Annotated in this window: 15 protein-coding genes and 1 pseudogene; 8 read left to right on the forward strand and 8 right to left on the reverse strand. The window is 61.9% G+C overall.

Translation table 11 applies throughout. From position 1 onward, the window contains the following. Both ACOZK4_RS09675 and ACOZK4_RS09680 read left to right on the forward strand, forming a co-directional pair. Window positions 1-151: pseudogene (locus ACOZK4_RS09675) on the forward strand (electron transfer flavoprotein subunit alpha/FixB family protein); the annotation flags it as partial. Between the two features lie 5 nt (window positions 152-156). After that, window positions 157-1,821: a 4Fe-4S dicluster domain-containing protein gene (locus tag ACOZK4_RS09680; RefSeq protein ID WP_421591717.1), complete on the forward strand. Its 1,665-nt coding sequence runs from the start codon at window positions 157-159 to the stop codon at window positions 1,819-1,821. 62 nt (window positions 1,822-1,883) lie between these two features. On the opposite strand, the gene dhaL (ACOZK4_RS09685) is transcribed toward ACOZK4_RS09680, so the two are convergent. The 4 genes from dhaL (ACOZK4_RS09685) to ACOZK4_RS09700 form a co-directional block, all read right to left on the reverse strand. Then, window positions 1,884-2,522, reverse strand: coding sequence for a dihydroxyacetone kinase subunit DhaL (gene dhaL / locus ACOZK4_RS09685; RefSeq protein ID WP_421591718.1), 639 nt, complete (start codon window positions 2,520-2,522; stop codon window positions 1,884-1,886). Window positions 2,523-2,550: 28 nt separating this feature from the next. Then, window positions 2,551-4,668: a bifunctional sugar-binding transcriptional regulator/dihydroxyacetone kinase subunit DhaK gene (locus ACOZK4_RS09690; RefSeq protein WP_421591719.1), complete on the reverse strand. Its 2,118-nt coding sequence runs from the start codon at window positions 4,666-4,668 to the stop codon at window positions 2,551-2,553. Window positions 4,669-4,804: 136 nt separating this feature from the next. After that, a complete protein-coding gene (dhaL, locus tag ACOZK4_RS09695; protein ID WP_313530031.1) occupies window positions 4,805-5,446 on the reverse strand; it encodes a dihydroxyacetone kinase subunit DhaL in 642 nt (213 codons plus the stop codon). A gap of 14 nt (window positions 5,447-5,460) precedes the next feature. After that, window positions 5,461-6,453, reverse strand: coding sequence for a dihydroxyacetone kinase subunit DhaK (locus tag ACOZK4_RS09700; RefSeq protein ID WP_421591720.1), 993 nt, complete (start codon window positions 6,451-6,453; stop codon window positions 5,461-5,463). A gap of 543 nt (window positions 6,454-6,996) precedes the next feature. On the opposite strand from ACOZK4_RS09700, the gene ACOZK4_RS09705 reads away from it, so the two are divergent. The 5 genes from ACOZK4_RS09705 (at window position 6,997) to ACOZK4_RS09725 (ending at window position 12,755) form a co-directional block, all read left to right on the forward strand. Beyond that, window positions 6,997-7,983 (forward strand): ABC transporter permease, encoded by a 987-nt coding sequence (locus ACOZK4_RS09705; RefSeq protein WP_421591733.1) that lies wholly within the window; start codon window positions 6,997-6,999, stop codon window positions 7,981-7,983. A gap of 119 nt (window positions 7,984-8,102) precedes the next feature. Continuing rightward, window positions 8,103-9,101, forward strand: a complete 999-nt coding sequence (locus tag ACOZK4_RS09710; protein ID WP_313530036.1) for an autoinducer 2 ABC transporter substrate-binding protein — start codon at window positions 8,103-8,105, stop codon at window positions 9,099-9,101. A gap of 81 nt (window positions 9,102-9,182) precedes the next feature. After that, on the forward strand, window positions 9,183-10,751 hold the full coding sequence (locus ACOZK4_RS09715) for a sugar ABC transporter ATP-binding protein (RefSeq protein WP_421591721.1): 1,569 nt from the start codon (window positions 9,183-9,185) through the stop codon (window positions 10,749-10,751). Further along, window positions 10,751-11,782: an ABC transporter permease gene (locus ACOZK4_RS09720; protein ID WP_421591722.1), complete on the forward strand. Its 1,032-nt coding sequence runs from the start codon at window positions 10,751-10,753 to the stop codon at window positions 11,780-11,782. Before ACOZK4_RS09715 ends, ACOZK4_RS09720 begins: the two co-directional genes overlap by 1 nt. Window positions 11,783-11,807: 25 nt before the next feature. Next, window positions 11,808-12,755, forward strand: coding sequence for a sugar kinase (locus ACOZK4_RS09725; RefSeq protein ID WP_313530044.1), 948 nt, complete (start codon window positions 11,808-11,810; stop codon window positions 12,753-12,755). A gap of 32 nt (window positions 12,756-12,787) precedes the next feature. Here ACOZK4_RS09725 and ACOZK4_RS09730 read toward each other — a convergent pair whose 3' ends face one another. After that, window positions 12,788-13,768 (reverse strand): sugar-binding transcriptional regulator, encoded by a 981-nt coding sequence (locus ACOZK4_RS09730; protein ID WP_421591723.1) that lies wholly within the window; start codon window positions 13,766-13,768, stop codon window positions 12,788-12,790. A 185-nt stretch (window positions 13,769-13,953) separates the two neighbouring features. On the opposite strand from ACOZK4_RS09730, the gene ACOZK4_RS09735 reads away from it, so the two are divergent. Continuing rightward, window positions 13,954-16,005 (forward strand): bifunctional aldolase/short-chain dehydrogenase, encoded by a 2,052-nt coding sequence (locus tag ACOZK4_RS09735; RefSeq protein ID WP_421591724.1) that lies wholly within the window; start codon window positions 13,954-13,956, stop codon window positions 16,003-16,005. An 826-nt stretch (window positions 16,006-16,831) separates the two neighbouring features. Here ACOZK4_RS09735 and ACOZK4_RS09740 read toward each other — a convergent pair. The 3 genes from ACOZK4_RS09740 to ACOZK4_RS09750 form a co-directional block, all read right to left on the reverse strand. Beyond that, entirely contained in the window at window positions 16,832-17,794 is a 963-nt protein-coding gene (locus ACOZK4_RS09740) for an SCO family protein (RefSeq protein WP_421591725.1), read from the reverse strand. Window positions 17,795-17,829: 35 nt separating this feature from the next. Next, window positions 17,830-18,630 carry a hypothetical protein gene (locus ACOZK4_RS09745; RefSeq protein WP_421591726.1) on the reverse strand — a complete coding sequence of 267 codons (801 nt, stop codon included), beginning with the start codon at window positions 18,628-18,630 and terminating at the stop codon, window positions 17,830-17,832. A 63-nt stretch (window positions 18,631-18,693) separates the two neighbouring features. Then, window positions 18,694-18,822, reverse strand: a complete 129-nt coding sequence (locus ACOZK4_RS09750; RefSeq protein ID WP_421591727.1) for a hypothetical protein — start codon at window positions 18,820-18,822, stop codon at window positions 18,694-18,696. Window positions 18,823-19,047: the final 225 nt, after the last annotated feature.

A 19,047-nucleotide genomic window follows, 5' to 3' on the forward strand; every position in this document is an offset into this window, starting at 1 on the left:
GGGTGCGATCCAGCATCTGGCGGGCATGAAGGACAGTAAGGTGATCGTGGCGATCAACAAGGACGAGGAGGCGCCGATCTTCCAGGTTGCCGACTACGGTCTCGTCGCAGACCTCTTCGAAGCCCTGCCGGAATTGCAGAAGGCGCTCTGAGCAGCATGGCGTCGATGGAGGAACACCCCGAACGCGAGTCGATGGAATTCGACGTTGTGATCGTCGGTGCCGGCCCGGCCGGCCTGTCGGCGGCGATCCGGCTGAAGCAGGTCAATCCGGATTTGACGGTTGTCGTGCTGGAAAAGGGTTCGGAAGTCGGCGCGCATATCCTCTCCGGCGCGGTCGTCGATCCCATAGGCATCGACCGCCTGCTGCCCGACTGGCGCGAGGATGGCGATCATCCCTTCAAGACCGAGGTGAAAGACGACCACTTCCTGCTGCTCGGCCCGGCCGGCTCCGTGCGCCTGCCGAACTTCGCCATGCCGCCCTTAATGAACAACCACGGCAACTACATCGTCTCGCTCGGCAATGTCTGTCGCTGGCTGGCGACCAAGGCGGAAGAGCTTGGCGTCGAGATTTATCCGGGCTTTGCCGCGACCGAAGTGCTCTACAATGACGAAGGCGCCGTCATCGGCGTGGCCACCGGCGACATGGGTATCGAGCGCAACGGCGAGCCCGGCCCGAACTATACGCGCGGCATGGCGCTGCTCGGCAAATACACGCTGATCTCCGAGGGCGTGCGCGGCTCGCTCGCCAAGCAGCTCATCCAGAAATTCGATCTCCAGAAGGATCGCGAGCCCCAGAAATTCGGCATCGGCCTCAAGGAACTCTGGCAGGTCAAGCCGGAGAACCACAAGCTCGGTCTCGTACAGCACTCCTTCGGCTGGCCGCTTGGCATGAAGACCGGCGGCGGGTCGTTCCTGTATCACCTGGAGGATAACCTCGTCGCCGTCGGCTTCGTCGTGCACCTCAACTACAAGAACCCCTATCTCGTCCCCTTCGAGGAGTTCCAGCGCTTCAAGACGCATCCTGCGATCAGGGGCACCTTCGAGGGCGGCAAGCGTCTGTCCTATGGTGCCCGCGCTATCACCGAGGGCGGCTACCAGTCGGTGCCGAAACTGTCCTTCCCCGGCGGCGCGCTGATCGGCTGCTCGGCCGGCTTCGTCAACGTGCCGCGTATCAAGGGCAGCCACAATGCGGTGCTGTCCGGCATCCTCGCCGCCGAAAAGCTGGCGGATGCGATTGCCAATGGCCGCGCCAATGACGAGCCAATCGAGATCGAACAGGGCTGGCGCGACAGCGCCATCGGCTCGGACCTCAGGAAGGTGCGCAACGTCAAGCCGCTGTGGTCGAAGTTCGGCACGGCAATCGGTGTCGCCCTTGGCGGCCTCGACATGTGGACGAACACGCTGTTCGGCTTCTCGTTCTTCGGCACGCTGAAGCACGGCAAGACGGATGCGCAGTCGCTCGAACCGGCGGCAAAACACCAACGCATCGACTATCCGAAGCCGGATGGCGTGCTCACCTTCGACCGTCTCTCGTCGGTGTTCCTGTCCAACACCAATCACGAGGAAGACCAGCCGATCCACCTGCAGGTGAAGAACCCGGAGCTGCAGAAGACCTCGGAACTCGACGTCTATGCCGGCCCATCGACGCGCTACTGTCCCGCGGGTGTCTATGAATGGGTGGAGAAGGACGGCAAGGACGTCTTCGTCATCAACGCGCAGAACTGCGTGCACTGCAAGACCTGCGACATCAAGGATCCCAACCAGAACATCAACTGGGTGCCGCCGCAGGGCGGCGAGGGGCCGGTTTATCCGAATATGTGATGGCTTGAATACCGTTCAATGTCATGGACGGCCGATCAATACTGCCGAGCCGGGGGCATTCGCTATAAATCAAGGCGCGCGATAGCTTTGATGAGCACTTCTGCCGATACGGCGCCGGGATCGGGATGGCCGAGCGAGCGTTCGCGCAGACGAGCGGCGCGGCCTTTGGTTGCGATCATGGTGGCCGTGGCCGTCGCGCCGTTTTCCGCAGCGATCTCGACGGCCTTCCAGAAATCCGACTTTGAAAGATTGTTGGTAACTGCCGCGGTCGCTACTTCGGCAACCGGCAACCAGACGTCGAGCATCGTCTTGTCGCCGCGCTGCGCCTTGCCGCGGTCGCGAATTCCCTCGGAGATCGCAACCAGCATATCGCGGAAGGCGGCAAGGTCGAGTACGTCGCGGCCAGCAAGCATCTGGGCGGCACGGCGAAAACCCGTTGCATAGAGTGGGCCGGTGGATGCGCCGACGGCATCGAGAAAACCGCTTGCCGCCGTCGAGAACACTTCGGAGGGGCTAGCAGTTTCAAGGTCCAATTTAGCGAGCGCAGCTGTTACGGCCTTGAAGCCGATCGACATGGTGATGCCGTGATCGCCATCGCCGATGGCGCCATCGAGTTCGCTAAGATGGTCCTTCTCGGCTTCAATCACCTTTGACATCCGTTCGAACATTCGGGCAAGCACCCGTGCCGCAGTTTCCGACATGTCTTCCTCCCCTTGGGCGCTGGCGGCCTCAACCCTTTGCCGCTTCGTCCGTCTTCGGCGCATTGATGGTCAGGATCGCCGTCCGGCATGGATGGTGCAGTAGATCCGTCAGCTGGCGGTCGAGATGCAGGATCGAGATCGAGGCGCCCACCATGTCGAGCGATGTGCAATAATGGCCCACCCAGTTCGCCTCGATTTCGATGTTCTTGGCGGAAAGCCGCTGTTCGACCCGGCGATAGAGGATGTAAAGCTCCATGAGCGGCGTCGCGCCGAAGGAGTTGACGAGAACCGCCACCTTGTCGCCGGGCTCGGCCTTCATCTCCTTGAAGATGTTGTCCATGATCGCATCGACGATCTCGTCTGCGGTACGCACGCGCTCACGCGACACGCCGGGCTCGCCATGGATGCCCATGCCCAGTTCCATGTCGTCGGGACCGATCTCGAAATTGTGCCGCCGCGTCTGCGGCATGGAGCAAGATTCGAGCGCAACCCCGACCGTATAGGTGCGATCGTTCGCCTTGCGGGTAACGGCCTCGCATTCGCCGAGCGTCATGCCGAGGTCGCAGGCCGCCCCTGCCACCTTGAAGACGAAGAAATTGCCGGCGACGCCGCGCCGCCCTTCCTTGTCCTCGACGGGCGAGGAGGCGATGTCGTCGGTCGTCAGCACCGTGCGGATCGGGATGCTCTGCTCTTCGGCGAGCTCGGCGGCCATTTCGAAATTCATGACGTCACCGGCGTAGTTGCCATAGACGAACAGCACGCCCGCGCCGCCCGAGGCCGCCATGGCGCATTTGACGATGGGGTCTGGCGGGGGTGAGGAGAAGATGTTGCCGATCGCCACAGCATCGGCAAGCCCCTTGCCGACATAGCCGGCGAAGCAGGGCTCATGCCCCGTGCCGCCGCCGATGACGAGGCCGACCTTGCCGGTGCGCGGGCCGTTGTGTGCAACAAGCGCGCGACGGGAATTGCCGATCGGTTTGAGATACGGCCTATACGAGGCGATCAAGCCGTCCAGCATCTCCTCGACCACGTCATTGGGGTTGTTGAGGAACTTCTTGACGTGCGTGCGGTAGCTGTTGGCGACCGGTGTACTTTTCTGCCGCTGCGAGAGTTTACCGTCGAAGCTTGTCACGCCATCGGCGCGCAGGATGCCGGCACCCGTCGCCGCATCCGTGACCAGCACATTGGCATAGCCGCCGCGCAAGGCGGCGAGAAGGGCAGGGACCTTGTCGAAGCCACCGGCCACGGCGACGCGAGTGCCTATGCCACGCAGCATTTCGAGCGAGATGCCGATGGTGCGGTCGTCGAGAGGGCCTGCGACGGGCCGGCCGCGCTCGTCGATGAAGCGGCCGGCGAGCACGCCGGCTGCTCCCTTTGCGAGGTAGTGCTGCAGGGGCACGGATTCGAAGAAACCGCTGGTGTGGATCGTCGAATTGGGGCGCAGCGAGGAGATGCCGAAGACGATACGATTGGCGCGGGCGAGCGTGTCGAACTGTTCACGGATCAGCGGCTCGGCAAGCAGCATGTCGTGCATCTGCGCAGAGGTGACGACGGCGGGGGCGGTGATATTAACGCAGCGCGCGGAGATCGCGCGCGCAACGGCGGCAGTGGTCAGCTCCGGTGTATAGGCGAAGCTCGCGGTGGTGCCGCCTGTCGCCTGCACGACGGTGACATCCTGCAAAGCGCCCGTTTCCAGATGTTCGCCGACCGACAGGATCGTGCGGCCCCAGGCGACGGCAAGCGTGTCGCCGGACTTGATCATCTTGGAGAGCGCCTGCGCGCCGGCGGCCCCCAGCCGGCCGATCAGCGGGCGCGAATCGTCGTCGTTCGGCACAACGAGGCAATCGGCGAGGCCGAAATGGCGCTTCAGTTCCTGCGCGATAGTGAGAGAGGCGAGGCGGGCGGGCTCGATGGAGATGTTAACGATGCCCTTCTCGCGGGCGTCGGCGAGGTAGCTGTTGACGGTGGCGCGCGACACGCCCATCGCCTCGGCGATCTCGCCTTGCGTCATGCCGTCTTCGTAATAGAGCCAGCAGGCCCAGACATAGGGGTCGTCGCCATAGCGCAGCGGAATCGTCTCGAGGCCCTCCGGTCCATTGCCCCGGCCGGGGCCGCCCTTGCGCGGTGCGGAAGTCTTCAATGCCATCGGTTTCGCCGGTCCCCCATCAGGCGGCGACCATGAAAGCAACGCCGCCGGTTTGCAACATGCCTCGGCAAAAAAGCGGTGCGCGACCCGTCACGAAGGACAGGCCGCGCATCCCGGGAGGAACTTTGCGCCTGTCTCAGGCCAACCGGACGCGTGCGCCGTCCGACAATTCCTTCAGAATGATGGCGCAGGAGGTGGCGCCGGCATCCAGGACGCCAAGCGACCGTTCGCCCAGGCGGCTGGCCCGGCCGATCTTGGCCACGAGATGGATGGTCGAGTCGCGGCCGGCCTCGGCTGCGGCGACGAGCGCCTCAAGCGCCTCGCCGAACGACTTGCCGTCCGCCGTCGCCGCGTCGAAGGCTTCGACTGCGGGCACCAGGGTGTCGAGCAGCGTCTTGTCGCCGACCTTGGCCGATCCGATGGACTGGATGCCCGCGAGGCCGGCATGCAGCATCCTGCTGTAGGCGGCCGCGTCGATCTTTTCGACGCTCTCGATGGTCTCGGCGAATTCCGTGAACATGACGCCGTAGAGCGGCCCCATCGAGCCGCCGATCTCCGTCATCAGAACGGTGCCGAGCGTATCGAGAGACTGGGCAAGCGAGGCGTCCTTGCCCTTCAGGCGCTCGGCAGCCATGCCGAAGCCCTTGGCCATGTTCACGCCGTGGTCGCCGTCGCCGATCTTGCCATCGATCTCGCTGAGATAGGCGCGGTTCTCAACGATCCGTTCAGCCATCGACAGCACAATGGCGCCAGAGGAGGCATTGTCGAAAATCTGCATCTTGTCTTCCTCCGTTACAGGATCATCGTGCACCGCGTCTCGACCTCGAGCAGCGTCTTCAGTTCGTCGTCGAGCGCCATGACGGTCAGCGTCGCGCCGACCATTTCCAGCGAGGTGAAGTAGTTGCCGATCCATGTCTTCACGATCTTCAGGCCCCGAGCGGAAATCTCGCTCTCGATCGTGTCGTTGAGGATGTAGAGTTCGTTGAGCGGCGTCGCGCCCAGGCCTGAGACGAGCACGGCGACTTCGGTGCCCTCGGGCAGGTTGTGATCGTCGAGCACGATCTTTGCCATGTCCTTGGCTACCTCTTCGGCCGTCTTCAGTTTTTCGACGCGCACGCCCGGCTCACCATGGTGGCCGATGCCGACCTCCATCGTGCCGGGCTCGATCTGGAAGTTCGGATGGCCGACGGCCGGCAGTGTGCAGGGGCCGAGGCCGACGCCGATCGAGCGGCAATTGTCGATCGCCTTCTGCGCGGTGGCGCGGACCTCTTCGAGGCTGGCGCCGGTCGCGGCCTTGGCACCGCCCATCTTCCACATGAAGATTTCGCCGGCAACGCCGCGGCGCTTTTCGCGCTCGTGCGGCGGGGCGGAGCAGACATCGTCATTGGCGACGACGGTCGCGATCTCGATCCCGTCCTTGGCGGCAAGCTTGGTCGCCATCTTTACGTTCATGTTGTCGCCGGCATAGTTGCCGTAGAGCACGACGACGCCCTTGCCACCATTGGCTGCGCGGATCGCATCGTGAAAACTTTTCGCAGTGGGCGAGGAGAACAGTTCGCCGACGGCGACCGCATCCAGCATGTTCCTGCCGGTGTAGCCGATGAAGGCCGGCTCGTGGCCGGAGCCGCCGCCCGTCACCACGCCGACCTTGCCGGCAAATGGGGCATTCTTTGCGACGACGACGCGCGGGTTCTCCGCAAGGCGCACGATGTCCGAATGCGCCTTGACGAAGCCTTTGACCGTATCCTCGACCACGAGGTCAGGATCGTTGATGAAACGCTGCATGGAAACTCCTTGAACTTCGCGGGTTTATAGAACCCGAACATCTGCCAACCTTGAACGCTCGCGCGACCGGGTGCGAACCCTCTCTTCATGTTTGCTGCTCGTATGCGCCGTGACGGACATCCGTCCGGCGGTGTGGCACTGCGTCGCCGACAAGACGTGACGAAGGGGTCCGGTGGGAATTGTCCTGCAGTGCCATGGCAACCCACTCCTCCTCGGTGCCCGACGAAACTTTCTGATTTCGGGTTTACAAATAACATAAGTTGTTAGACAAATGTCAACATAGGAGAGCGACAGATGACGAAATTCGGTTGTCATATGTAGAGAGTTAGGCATGTGGCTCGACAGCTTGAGGCGTCGCTTCCCTCCGAAAAGCTGAGTTTTCAGCATCGTTGAGTGGTTTTGGCGGGACTTCGGCAGCGGTTTTATCGAGCCATTGACAAGCGCCACTACTATCTGACAAATGTCAGAGCATGATGATCTGTCGGCACGCGGAAGACCATGGAGGCATGGCAACTCGGGCTGGAAGCTCATGGAGGAGGATTGATAATGAGTTTGCGACTGGATCGGCAGACGCTTTTTCTGGCAGCCATCAATGGCCTCGTCCTGGTCGCCGGTGCATTCCTGGCCGGGCGCGGTTTCCTTGACAGCTATAACTTGCAGTCGATGGCGGCTCAGGTTCCGGAGCTCGGTTTGCTTGCCCTTGGCGTGATGCTGGCCATGGTGTCCGGAAACGGTGGTATCGACCTCTCTGGCATCGCGCTTGCCAATCTCGCTGGCATCGTCGCGTTCGGCATTGCCAAAACGCTTGTCCCCGTAGCCGACGATCCGCTGCTCTTTTCCTGGACATTCGCCGCTCTGGCGCTGGTGATCGGCCTCGCTGGTGGTTTCCTGAACGGGATGATCATTGCTTATGCTCGCCTGACGCCGTTGATCGCCACGCTCGGCACGCAGCTTCTGTTCACGGGGCTTGCGATCTATCTGACCAATGGCTCCGCCGTCGGCATGGGCTATATCGAACCGCTCGATGACTTTGGGAATCTGCCCGTCTTCGGCATTCCGCTCTGCTTCGCCCTGTTCCTGGTCATCGCGGCAGCGCTTGGATTCAGCCTCATATACACCCGCTTCGGCGTGCAGCTGATGCTGCTCGGCAGCAATGCGAAAGCGGCCCGCTACGGCGGCATCAATGAGCGGCGCATGCTGCTGGTGACTTACACGATCTGCGGTGTTCTGGCGTCGGTTGCCGGTATCATCATTGCCGCGCGCAATTCATCGGTGAAGTGGGACTACGGCAGCTCCTACGTCCTGATCGCTATCCTCATCGCTGTTCTCGGTGGAGTTAAGCCCGAGGGCGGTCACGGTAAGGTCATCTGCGTGCTTTTGGCGTCGACCGCCCTCCAGATCCTCTCCAGCCTGTTCAACTTCATGAACATCTCGAACTTCTTCCGGGATCTGGCCTGGGGCCTGCTGCTGCTCATGCTTCTGGCATCGGCGCGCGTCAATCTCGGCGTCTGGCTCAAACCCAGTCGCTAGCCGGTTTCCGGCGGCGATCGCCCTCGGGCGCTCGCGATACCAAATCCCGCAACCGCATCTGCCATTCGGCGAGACGGGGAGGGGAGACGTGAATTTGCTCACTTAAACGGAGGAGACGTATGAGCATGATCTCGAAACTCGCAGCCGGCACCGTGCTGGCAGGCCTCATGGCAATCGGCGCGGCGCATGCCGAAGACAGGCCGACGATCGTGACGGTGGTGAAGGTGACCGGTGAAAACTGGTTCATTCGCATGAATGAGGGGGTCGATGCCTATGGCAAGGACAATCCGGGCGTCGACGCCAGCCAGATCGGCCCGGCAAAGGCGGACGCTGCCCAGCAGACCCGCATCATCGAAGACCTGGTGGCCAAGAACGTCTCGGCAATCGCCGTCGTTCCGATGGACCCTTCGGCCCTCGAAGGTGTTCTGCGTCGTGCTTCCCAGCGCGGTATCAAGGTCATCACCCACGAAGGCGACAGCCTCGTGAACACCGACGTCGACATCGAAGCCTTCGACAACAAGGCGTTCGGTGCCCGCATCAACGAAAAGCTTGCCGAATGCATGGGCAAGTCCGGCAAATGGTCGAGCTTCGTCGGCTCGCTCGGCAGCCTCACGCACAACCAGTGGGTCGATGCCGGTGCTGAGAATGCCAAGCAGTACCCGGAAATGGAGCTGGTTGCCGAGAAGAACGAATCCTTCAACGACGCCAACCGCGCCTATGAAAAGGCGAAGGAAATTCTGCGCAAATACCCTGACATCAAGGGTTTCCAGGGTTCTTCCGCCATCGACGTCATCGGCATCGGCCGTGCGGTCGAGGAAGCCGGTCTTCAGGACAAGACCTGCGTCTACGGCCTGGGCCTGCCGAAAGACACCGGTCCGTATCTCGAAACCGGTGCCGTCGACCAGATCTTCTTCTGGGATCCGAAGGATGCCGGCTATGTCATGAACAAGGTCGCCGATCTCGTCCTGAAGGGCGAAGAGATCAAGGACGGCATGGATCTCGGCGTGACCGGTTACAACAAGATGACTGTCACCAAGGGTCCGGGCAAGGGCATCATCATCCAGGGCCAGGCCTGGGTCGATGTCGATAAGTCCAACTACAAGAACTACCCATTCTAAGATCGTGTACGGACGCGGCGGCTTCAGTCGCCGCGTCCGCATTGCCGCGCCTTTCAGTCTTAAGCCGTTCAGGATTTCTCGATGAATGCCGTCCCGCCATCAGCATCGGCCGAAAAACCGCCCTTCCTCGAGATCAGGAACGTCAAAAAATCCTTTGGCGGCGTGCGCGCCCTCAAGGACGTCAGCCTGACCATCGAGGCCGGCAAAATCTACCATCTGATGGGCGAGAACGGCTGCGGAAAGAGCACGCTGATCAAAATCCTCTCGGGCGCGCAGAAGGCCGACGAGGGGGAAATCCTGATAGACGGACAGCAGACTGGTGCCGTTGCCGGCGACCTCGGCGCGATCGGCGCCTTGGGCGCCGGTATCGAGACGGTCTATCAGGATCTCTCGCTGCTTCCCAATCTTTCGGTTGCCGAAAACGTGGCCTTCACGGAGCAGCTTGTGGCGTCTTCCGGGCGCCTTGCCCGGCGTCTCGATCTCGCTACGCTGCATGCGACGGCGCGCCGGGCGCTGGCAGACGTGCACTTGCCGACAGACCGCAGTTTTCTGACACGGCGAACGGACACGCTGCCGCTCGCCACCCGGCAGCTCGTCGCCATCGCGCGTGCGATCGCATCCGATGCACGATTGGTCATCATGGACGAACCGACCACCTCGCTGACCCGGCAGGAAGTCGAGAACTTGATCAAGGTCGTCGCCCGCCTTCAGGAGCGCGGCGTCGCCGTGCTTTTCGTCACGCACAAGCTCGATGAATGCAAACAGATCGGCGGGCGAGCCGTCATCATGCGCGATGGTATGAAGGTTACCGAGCTGGACGTCGCCACGCACAGCAAGGCCGAGTTCAGCCATTGGATGACGGGCCGCGAGATCAGCGAAACGCGTTACCGCACCGACCCGAAACTGGGGGACGTGCTGCTCAAGGTCGAAGGCCTTTCCAAGGGCGTCGCCTTCGCGAATGCGAGCTTCGAAGTCCGTCGTGGCGAAATTCTCGGCATTACCGGCCTGCTCGATTCCGGCCGGAACGAGCTTGCTCTTGCACTAGCCGGTATTTCACCCGCTTCTCATGGCACGATCCGGCTGGACGGCAAGACGATTGCCCCGCAATCGGCTGCCGAGGCGATCGGCCACGGCATCGGTTACGTGCCGGAGGACCGACTGACCGAAGGTCTGTTCCTGGAGAAGCCGATCCAGGACAACATCACGCTGCCGATCCTGGATCGCCTGAAGAATGCTTTCGGCATTATCAGTGCCGGCAGGGCACGCCGCACCGCCGAGGAAAGTGTACGTGATCTCCAGATCGTCGCGCCTGACGTCTCCGCGCCGGTGCAATCCCTTTCGGGCGGTAACCAGCAGCGCGTTCTCATCGGTCGTTGGCTGACCATCGATCCGCGGCTTCTGATCCTGCATGGCCCGACGGTGGGCGTAGATGTCGGATCGAAGGACACGATCTTCCGAATTATCCAGCGGCTCGCCGATGGCGGCATGTCGGTCATCATCATCAGCGACGACCTGCCGGAACTGCTGCAGAACTGCGACCGCATTCTCATCATGCGCCAGGGCCGGATCATTTCCGACGACAGTGCCGTGTCCCTCAATGAGGACAGCATCTATCGCGCCATGGCCGGACATACGAAGGAAACCATCTGATGAGTGACGCGATTTCCGTCTCCGATGCGGTCGATCAGCAACGGAGCCTCGGTCGGCGATTGTGGGACGTTCTGGGTGCACGCCCGGAACTGTTCACGCTCATGCTCGTGGTGGCGACATGCGTTGTCGTCATTATTGCCAATCCCGATTTTCTGCAGATGAGCAATCTGGTGGATATCCTGCGCGCCTCCGTCGTGCGTGGTCTGTTCGCGATGGGCGTGCTTGTGGTTCTGGCAGCCGGTGGTATCGACGTCTCGTTCACCGCCATTGCGGCATTCGTCATGTATGCGCTGACGATGCTCGTCATCAATGTCGCGCCGGGCATGCCGCTGGTGGCCATTCTCGTCATCGCCGCAGCCGGTGGTGGCGGGCTCGGCGCACTGAATGGCCTTCTGGTACACAAGCTCAGCGCGCCATCGCTCATCGTCACGATCGGCACACAATACGTTTATCGCAGCTTCCTACTGACCTTCGTCGGCACTGCGCTGTTCATGAACATTCCGGCGGCGATGGACAGCCTGGGCAAGGCGTCGCTCTACACCCATGTCTCGTCGAATGGGGTCGCGTCGGCCTTGCCGGCGACGGTGCTGGTGCTTGCCGTCGCCGCCCTCGTGACGTGGTTCATCCTCGAGCGGACCCTGATGGGGCGCGCCATCTTCGCGGTCGGCGGCAATCCACAGATCGCCGAGCGGCTCGGCATCAAGCTGTTCACCGTGCGCGTCTTCGTTTTCGCCTATGCGGGCCTGCTGGCGGGCGTCGCCGGTGTCGTTCATGTCGCGAGCAACCGGCTGGCGAACCCCTTCGATCTCGCCGGTATGGAGCTCGAAATCATTGCAGCCGTGGTTCTGGGCGGGGCGCGCATCACGGGCGGATCCGGCTCGGTGATCGGGACGCTCCTTGGCGTTCTGCTCATCACCCTCGTCAGCAACGTCCTGATCTTTGTCGGCATTCCCAGCACGTTGCAGCTCTTTATCGTCGGACTGTTCATCCTGATCGCCGGCACGATCTTCACGCTGCGCAATCGCGGGTGAATATATTTGAAAATAGGAGGTTTTCGTGGCTCATGATGTTTCCGTCGTCGGGCTTTACATTCTGGACGTGCTCGGTCGGCCGGTCGATGCGATACCGGAAGGCGGCAATGTCGATTTCATCGACGAGATCCGTCTGACGGTTGCAGGCACGGCGGGTGGAACGGTTGTCGATCTGGCGAAGCTCGGACTGAACTGCCTGGCGGTCGGCGCCGTCGGCGAGGATGAAAAAGCCGATTTCGTTCTGGCCACCTTGCAGCGCTTCGGGGTCGATACCACGGAAATGCAGCGCCTCAAGGGCGTGCCGACGTCAGCCACCATCCTGAACATTCGCCGCAACGGCGATCGTCCCGCGCTGCACGCCCGCGGCGCATCGGATCATTTCGACGTTCCTGCCGACCGCCTCGATGCGGTGCTGGCCGCGCCCATCGTGCATCTCGGCGGTACGGGGCTTCTCGCAAAACTCGACGGCGAACCGAGCCGCAGGCTACTGGCCGCAGCCAAGCAGCGTGGCCGAATCACGACGTTCGACCTGCTTGGCGCCAATGATGGCACGCTCGGCCTCATCGAGCCGCTGTTTCCGCATATCGATTATTTCATGCCGTCCATCGAGGAGGCCAAGCAGATTTCCGGCGCGGCCGATGTCGAGAGCGCGGGACGGTTCTTCCTAGATCGCGGCGTAAAGCATTGCGTCTTCACACTCGGGGGAGATGGCGTCTGCTTCATGGACGCAGCAGGCGCCGTCGTGCGCGAGCGGGCATTCGAGATCGAGGTTGTTGACACGACCGGCTGTGGCGATGCCTTTGATGCCGGTTACATCACGGCGCTTCACCACAAGATGGATCTGACGACAGCGCTGAATTTTGCACAGGCGAGTGCCGCGCTCGTCGCCACCGGTTTGGGTTCGGATGCAGGCATCCGCTCGTTCGATGAAACGCTGGCCTTCATGAACAGCGCGCCGCGCAAGGCTGCATGACATCGGCTCATAGGGCGGCGCCTTCCGTCGCCCTAGTCCTGAAGCAGTCGCTCGGCGGACGACATATCAGTGACGAGATGGGTGGCATAACCACCCTTCAGGACGGCGCGGATCGCATCCGTCTTGTTGGCGCCGCCGGCTATGCACAGGCGGCGTGGTAGTCTGCGCAACTCGTCAAGCTCGATACCGATGACCCGACTGTCGAAATCGCGGGTGATCTGCTGGCCCGTTTTGTCAAGGAACCGGCATATGAGCACCGCGACTGCGCCTTCTGCGGCATATTCATCGATCTCGGTATTGTCGGTGACATCGGCGATGCGCATCGTGCTGTCGGACCCCAGCGCGCCGACACCGAACACGATCAGATCGGCTTGGCCTATGCGTTCGAACTGACGACGCAGCACCGGTTCGGCCATCAGCGCATCACGCAATCCTGCCGAACTCAACACCGCCGGAGCGACCATGTTGACGCTGACGGCTCCCAGATTGCGCGCCATGATGGCGGTGCAGAATTCAGCCGAGAATGCCTTGTTGCCGGTCGATGCGCCGGTGACCTGCACCACGCTTAGCCCTTCGAGCGGGCGCGGCAATTCGAGGGCTTCTGCGACGGCGAGAACCGTTTGTCCCCAGGAAACACAGATCGTATCGCCGGGCTTCGTCAGGCGTTCGATCAGGCGGGCGCCGCCGGCGCCGAGCGCCTTGAGCATCGCCGTCTGGCTTTTATCCTCCGTACCTGGAAGCACCATGACCTGTTCGAGGCCGTATCGTTCTGCGAGCCTGCGGGAAATGTCCGTGCGGGTGGCCACTTCCGCATTCATCAGAATGCGCACGATCCCGCGTTTTCGCGCTTCCTGGAGGTAATTGACGATGGTCGCACGCGACACGCCCAGAAGTTTTGCAATCTCGTTCTGGGTGAGTTGATCCTCATAGTAGAGCCACGTCGCCCACACGACGGCATCGTCGAATTCCGCCGGAGTTGGTTGCGCAGTCGGCGCGAGGTCGTCCCGTTTCATGAAGCGTTTCCAGTGAGGTCTCCGCGATTGACTGACACGAATTGCGGAGTTGATCAACCATCCGACACAGTCCATTGACTAATGTCATAACATGATGGCAATTGTAATGCGAGCTGATTTGGGGATGGCGCGTTGCGACTTTGCCCCGCTGATAGGGCGCGCACGTCGTCCGCAAGGGAGTTCTTATGCAGTCGAAATGGTCGCAAGCAGAGTTTGATGCAGTCGTCGGTGCTTATGAGCAGGCAGGCGTGAATCGTGATGTTGCAATCCGAACCTATACGACACGCCTTCTCGGCTCGGTGCCGCAACTGGTGCTGCATGGCGGCGGCAATACGTCGGTGAAGACCACGCTGATCGACCATGACGGCACGCCGGTCGAGGTTCTTTGCGTCAAGGGAAGCGGGTGGGACATGGGCAAGATCGAGCCCGCCGGCCTGCCGGCCCTTCGCCTGGCGGAGCTGAAAGCGATGGTGGAATACGAGACGCTGAGCGATGATGACATGGTCATGCTTCAGCGCAGGCTTCTGCTTGATCCGGCTGCGCCCAATCCGTCGGTGGAAGCCATCCTTCACGCTATCCTGCCATTCAAGCATGTCGATCACACCCACGCCAATGCGATCGTCGCCCTGACGAACCAGCCGAAAGGGGAGGCAATCATCCGGGACCTGTTCCCGGAAATGATCGTCGTGCCCTATGTCATGCCGGGATTCGATCTCTCCAAGGCCTGCCTCAAGGCGTTTTCCAGCCGGCCCGATGCGCCGGGCATGATCCTACTTAAACACGGCATCTTCACTTGGTCGGAGGATCCGCGCGAGGCCTACGAGAACATGATCGCGGCCATCGACAGGGCCGAGAAGCGCATTGCCGAGGGGCAGGCCGCCCCCTTCGGCCGCTTCATCGCGAAGGCAGAGCCGCTCGCAGCCGTTAGCGACATCGCGCCGATCCTGCGCGGCGCACTCGCACTGCCAGAGCAGGAGGAAGGGCGTTTCCGACGCTTCATCCTCGAGCACCGCGTGAATGACAATATCCTTGATTTTTGCGGCGCACCCAATGTCGCCAACCTCGTACGGCGCGGGAACGCGACGCCTGAGCACGTTATCCACATCAAGCGCTACGGCATCGCCCTTCCTGCACCGCAGGCCTGCGATCTCCGCGCTTGGGGCGAGACAGTCGCTGTGGCGGTCGCTGACTATGCCGCTGGTTACAAAGCCTATTTCGAGCGCAACAATGCCCGCAGCGGCGGTGGCAAGACAATGCTCGATCCGATGCCGAGGGTCTTCTATATCGAAGGCATCGGCCTGTTTGCTGCCGGCCCGACGCAGAAGGCGGCCCGGATATGTGCCGATGTTGCCGAGGCGACCATCGAGGTCATCCGCGGCGCCGAAGGTATCACTACGTTCGAGGCGCTATCCGAGGAAGACCTGTTCGATATTGAATACTGGTCGCTCGAACAGGTGAAGCTGAGCAAGCAGGTTGAAAAGCCGTTGACGCGCCAGGTCGCTGTGGTGACCGGCGGTGCCGGTGGTCTTGGCCTTGCTGTGGCGGAAGTTCTGCGCGCGCAGGGCGCCGAGGTTGCCCTGATCGACGTCGATGCGGAGGGCGTCGGGATCGCAGCCAAGCGTTTGGGCGGACTTGCGATCGCCTGCGACCTGACGGACGAAGCGGCGTCAGCCGCGGCGATCGCGAAGGTGGCCGATGTCTATGGCGGGATCGATATTCTCGTTTCCAATGCCGGTGCGGCCTTCCAGGGCGCTTTGCTCGATGTGGATGACAGCACTTTCAAGGCGGCGTTCGACCTGAATTTCTGGAGCCATCATTACATCGCACGCGCTGCGGTCAAGATCATGCGCAAGCAGAAGACCGGCGGTTCGATCGTCTTCAACGTCAGCAAGCAGGCGGTCAATCCCGGTGCGGACTTTGGGCCCTATGGTACGTCCAAGGCTGCGTTGATGGCTCTGATGCGCCAATATGCGCTTGAACATGCTGCCGATGGCATTGCCGTGAATGCGGTAAATCCCGACCGGGTCAGGACGCGGCTCATGACCGATGCGATGGTCGAGGAACGTGCTCGGGCGCGCGGCGTGACATCCGAGGTCTACATGCGTGGCAACCTGCTTCAACGTGAGGTCAGTGCCTTGGATGTCGCCCAGGCGGTGCTGCATCTTGCAACGGCACGCACATCGACCGGGGCCGTCATCACGGTCGATGGCGGCAATGTCTCCGCAATGATGCGGTAAGCCGATCGTAACTTCGCCTCGGCGTGTTCGATACGGGTGTGCGTCTGGAAGCATATTGCTTTGGGAAGAAGTGGAGCGAATCAGGCGATTGGCCCACTCGCGGGGGCAGCAGGAGGAGGCCTGAAAAGTAGGGTGGCAGAAGCCGAGGGGTCGAACCAATCGACCGATTGTGCCGTTCGGCCTGCGGAGGTCGTAGCGTCACCTCGCGTTCGTCGGCATGCGTTCCATGGCTGCCTCCATCTGACAACGCCCCTGCTACTGCTGTTCGTGTAGTGTTTCAGCCGCCGTTTTGATCGACTAACGAATCGTGACGGCACTCGTCGGCTGATTGATTTTCTCGCGAGCGAGCGCTTTGGTAGAATTGCCGGGACACGCTAACTTGTGATCATCGGCACATCTTACGTCGTGGCCTATCCCTCACTGAGACAACAATTCGAATTCTTCGCATCCTTCACGGCGGCAGGAACGGCCAGGCTCATTACCGAAAAGGGTATATCGCTCCCACCAGCGGGTTGATGGTTCGAATCCCATCAAGGCGACGACGCTGGCAAGGCATCTTGATCGAGCCAACTGCGGTTCACTCGCAACGTCGGCTTTACGCCGTCATTCCGGATGTTCGGCGTTGCTACGCTCGATCCCGAAAGCTGTCGTTCATTTTCTGGCTTCGAGGTGACGTCCAAAACAAGTGCCTCATCGCGAGGCCAAAGACTGACGCCCAGTTCAATGTTTCACCGCAGCTTCGCGCGCAGCGTGCCGAGGAGGACAAAGACTTATCGTGGCTGGCCGGTGGTCTCGGGCGCTGGAGCGGCTAGGACTGGGTTCTCGTTCATCGCGTTATTGCCAACACATCCGTGCCGTCTGCGAAGGCCTGCAGGCGCTCCGGTTCTGCCAGCCAGTCGGGAGGAAGCCGGAATAACCGCCTTGTGCGGTCGATCAGAAACAGCTCACGTGCGTGTGCGTTGAGTGTCGCGGCCCCATAGCCGGCTCGCAACTCAAACCTGTCGCGCAATGCCGACCAATCGCCCGTGCAGCGAACCAAGCTCGCGTTCGACCCGAATGCGACCTTCCGCGTGCCCCCATAGCCGAGCAAGCGATGCGGCGTGTCGAATGCCGGATCATAGGTCAACCCAGCAAACGCCAGATCGCGCAGCTGCGACGCGGCCAACCCGAGGCGCGCGATCGCGAGCGAGCATTTGAGTGGGTCCATACACCGCGTGTAGAAGAGGACCAGAACGAGCGGCTTGCCATTAGCCAGCGTCGCGAGGTCGGTCGGCATGCCGGACTGATTCTCGAGCTTCGTTGTGACGAGCCCTGCCTCAAGAGTACTCAAACCCTCGGCTTCGTTGCTCGCCACACCAGCACTCGCGCCGGAATCCGGCGCGAGTGCTGCGCGCGCGGCTTCCAGCTCGGCAAGGCATGTGAGCGCCGGCCGGCAACAACTAGAGGTGGGGTCGAAGCGGAACTCAGGGTAAATATCCTTGAAGCGTATCCGATGCGCTGCGGCATCGAGATCGGCAAGCCACTCAATACCGGCGTTCATCGCGCGAAGGGCGCGGGCGATCCCGGCAAGGACAACTGGACTGATGGTCGTGCGCAGATCTTCGCGCGCAGGTTCGGCCACTAGCACCGGATCAAGAGACAAGGCGGCTGCTGCGTAGAGATGACCGCGAAGCCAGTCAGCCTCGTCGGCCGATAAACCCGAGAAATGGCGCTGGTCCTCAGCGAGCATGGCGGCAATAACTTCGGAGCCGTCCGGCTGAAGCGCCAGAGAAAGCAGGCGATCGATCACCGCGTCAAGCCGCGCGCGCAAACACCATGAGCCGGCTACTTCGCGAGGGTGCGAAACCGCCCGATCGACGCCTTCAAAGCGCGCGAGCTGGTACGATGCGACACCTTCTCGAGCTCTTTTTTGAACTTGTCGCTCGATGCGAGCTGGCGGGCCTCGGCATTGTGCGCAAGCGCGGAGACGGCGGTGGCGCGGAGGCGATCCTCCTCGCGATTGTCGAGCGCGAGCTTCTTGGCCAGTTTGACGAAGCGTTTTGGAGACGCGACCTTGAGGCTGAGTGCGGCGGTCTCCCGCACGGGTGTACTCTCAGCCGAATCCGCGGCAATTCTTTCGAGCAGCGCCGCCGAGCTGCTGTCCGCCGCCAGCCCGCGTAGCGCGGTCCGTCTGGTGGATGCTTCCGATCGTTCGGCCGCAACACGAAGTGCTGCCCTCGATGACGCATGGTCGTCGAGGCCGAGCAGGGTAATGGCGGTCTTCTCCGAGACGAGCGGCGACGCATCGCCGGAGAGGCCCTTTTGCAGCAACGCGCGGGTGTCTTGGTCGAGCGATAGCGCAAGCCGCTGGAAGGCGGCGCTGCGTACCTTGCTGCTGGCATCGGTGCGAAGCATCTTCAGCAGGCGGGTATACTCGGCGTTGTACTCCCGAAAGGCTTGAAGATCGAAGGCGAACCGATTTATTGCATCGATGGCTTCGAGCCTCGTTTCGACTAAAGTTTTTGGATCGCATGCAACCGCCATCAGCCGGTGGATGCCGGTTCCGGGGCCTGGTTCGCTCGCCGCCAGCTCTACGCCCCGGTCCGCCACGCCGTCGCGGGGTTGGCCGCGTGGCGCATTCTCCATCTTTGCGAGATAGTCCTTGCGATAGGCTTCCGGATCTATGGCCAGCCTCTTGTCTCCATCATATCACAGTTCGAACGGCACGTCGTCATAGGCGAAGCCGAGAGGGTCGCCGCCATGCGCGCCAAGATAGTCGATCACTAAGCTCACCATCGGCTTGAGGCCGGGCGCGCGGGTCATCGAGGAGTCGGCCATACCGCCACCGGGCGCGGTCGGCGGCCTGGTGGGAACGCCCTCGTGCCGAAAACAAAGTGACAGGCCGGCGAGGGCTAGCTGAAATTCTGAGCCGAACGCGACTAGTGTCACGCCCGGGGGGGGGACGGCGCGCTCGACGTGACCAAATTCACTCTCCTCTTCGCCCGCCGCATGTTCGCCAAAACGGCCGGCCCACGCCATGGGTGAAACTAGGTTGAATGATTG

It is taken from the genome of Shinella sp. M27, assembly GCF_049199905.1.
In the GTDB taxonomy this organism is placed as follows: domain Bacteria; phylum Pseudomonadota; class Alphaproteobacteria; order Rhizobiales; family Rhizobiaceae; genus Shinella.

What these genes read in the sequence shown, in the direction of transcription:
- ACOZK4_RS09680 (WP_421591717.1), top strand. Translation starts at nt 157, where the DNA reads ATGGCGTCGATGGAGGAACACCCCGAACGCGAGTCGATGGAATTCGAC.
- dhaL (WP_421591718.1), bottom strand. Translation starts at nt 2,522, where the DNA reads ATGTCGGAAACTGCGGCACGGGTGCTTGCCCGAATGTTCGAACGGATG.
- ACOZK4_RS09690 (WP_421591719.1), bottom strand. Translation starts at nt 4,668, where the DNA reads ATGGCATTGAAGACTTCCGCACCGCGCAAGGGCGGCCCCGGCCGGGGC.
- dhaL (WP_313530031.1), bottom strand. Translation starts at nt 5,446, where the DNA reads ATGCAGATTTTCGACAATGCCTCCTCTGGCGCCATTGTGCTGTCGATG.
- ACOZK4_RS09700 (WP_421591720.1), bottom strand. Translation starts at nt 6,453, where the DNA reads ATGCAGCGTTTCATCAACGATCCTGACCTCGTGGTCGAGGATACGGTC.
- ACOZK4_RS09710 (WP_313530036.1), top strand. Translation starts at nt 8,103, where the DNA reads ATGAGCATGATCTCGAAACTCGCAGCCGGCACCGTGCTGGCAGGCCTC.
- ACOZK4_RS09715 (WP_421591721.1), top strand. Translation starts at nt 9,183, where the DNA reads ATGAATGCCGTCCCGCCATCAGCATCGGCCGAAAAACCGCCCTTCCTC.
- ACOZK4_RS09720 (WP_421591722.1), top strand. Translation starts at nt 10,751, where the DNA reads ATGAGTGACGCGATTTCCGTCTCCGATGCGGTCGATCAGCAACGGAGC.
- ACOZK4_RS09730 (WP_421591723.1), bottom strand. Translation starts at nt 13,768, where the DNA reads ATGAAACGGGACGACCTCGCGCCGACTGCGCAACCAACTCCGGCGGAA.
- ACOZK4_RS09735 (WP_421591724.1), top strand. Translation starts at nt 13,954, where the DNA reads ATGCAGTCGAAATGGTCGCAAGCAGAGTTTGATGCAGTCGTCGGTGCT.
- ACOZK4_RS09745 (WP_421591726.1), bottom strand. Translation starts at nt 18,630, where the DNA reads ATGGAGAATGCGCCACGCGGCCAACCCCGCGACGGCGTGGCGGACCGG.
- ACOZK4_RS09750 (WP_421591727.1), bottom strand. Translation starts at nt 18,822, where the DNA reads ATGGCCGACTCCTCGATGACCCGCGCGCCCGGCCTCAAGCCGATGGTG.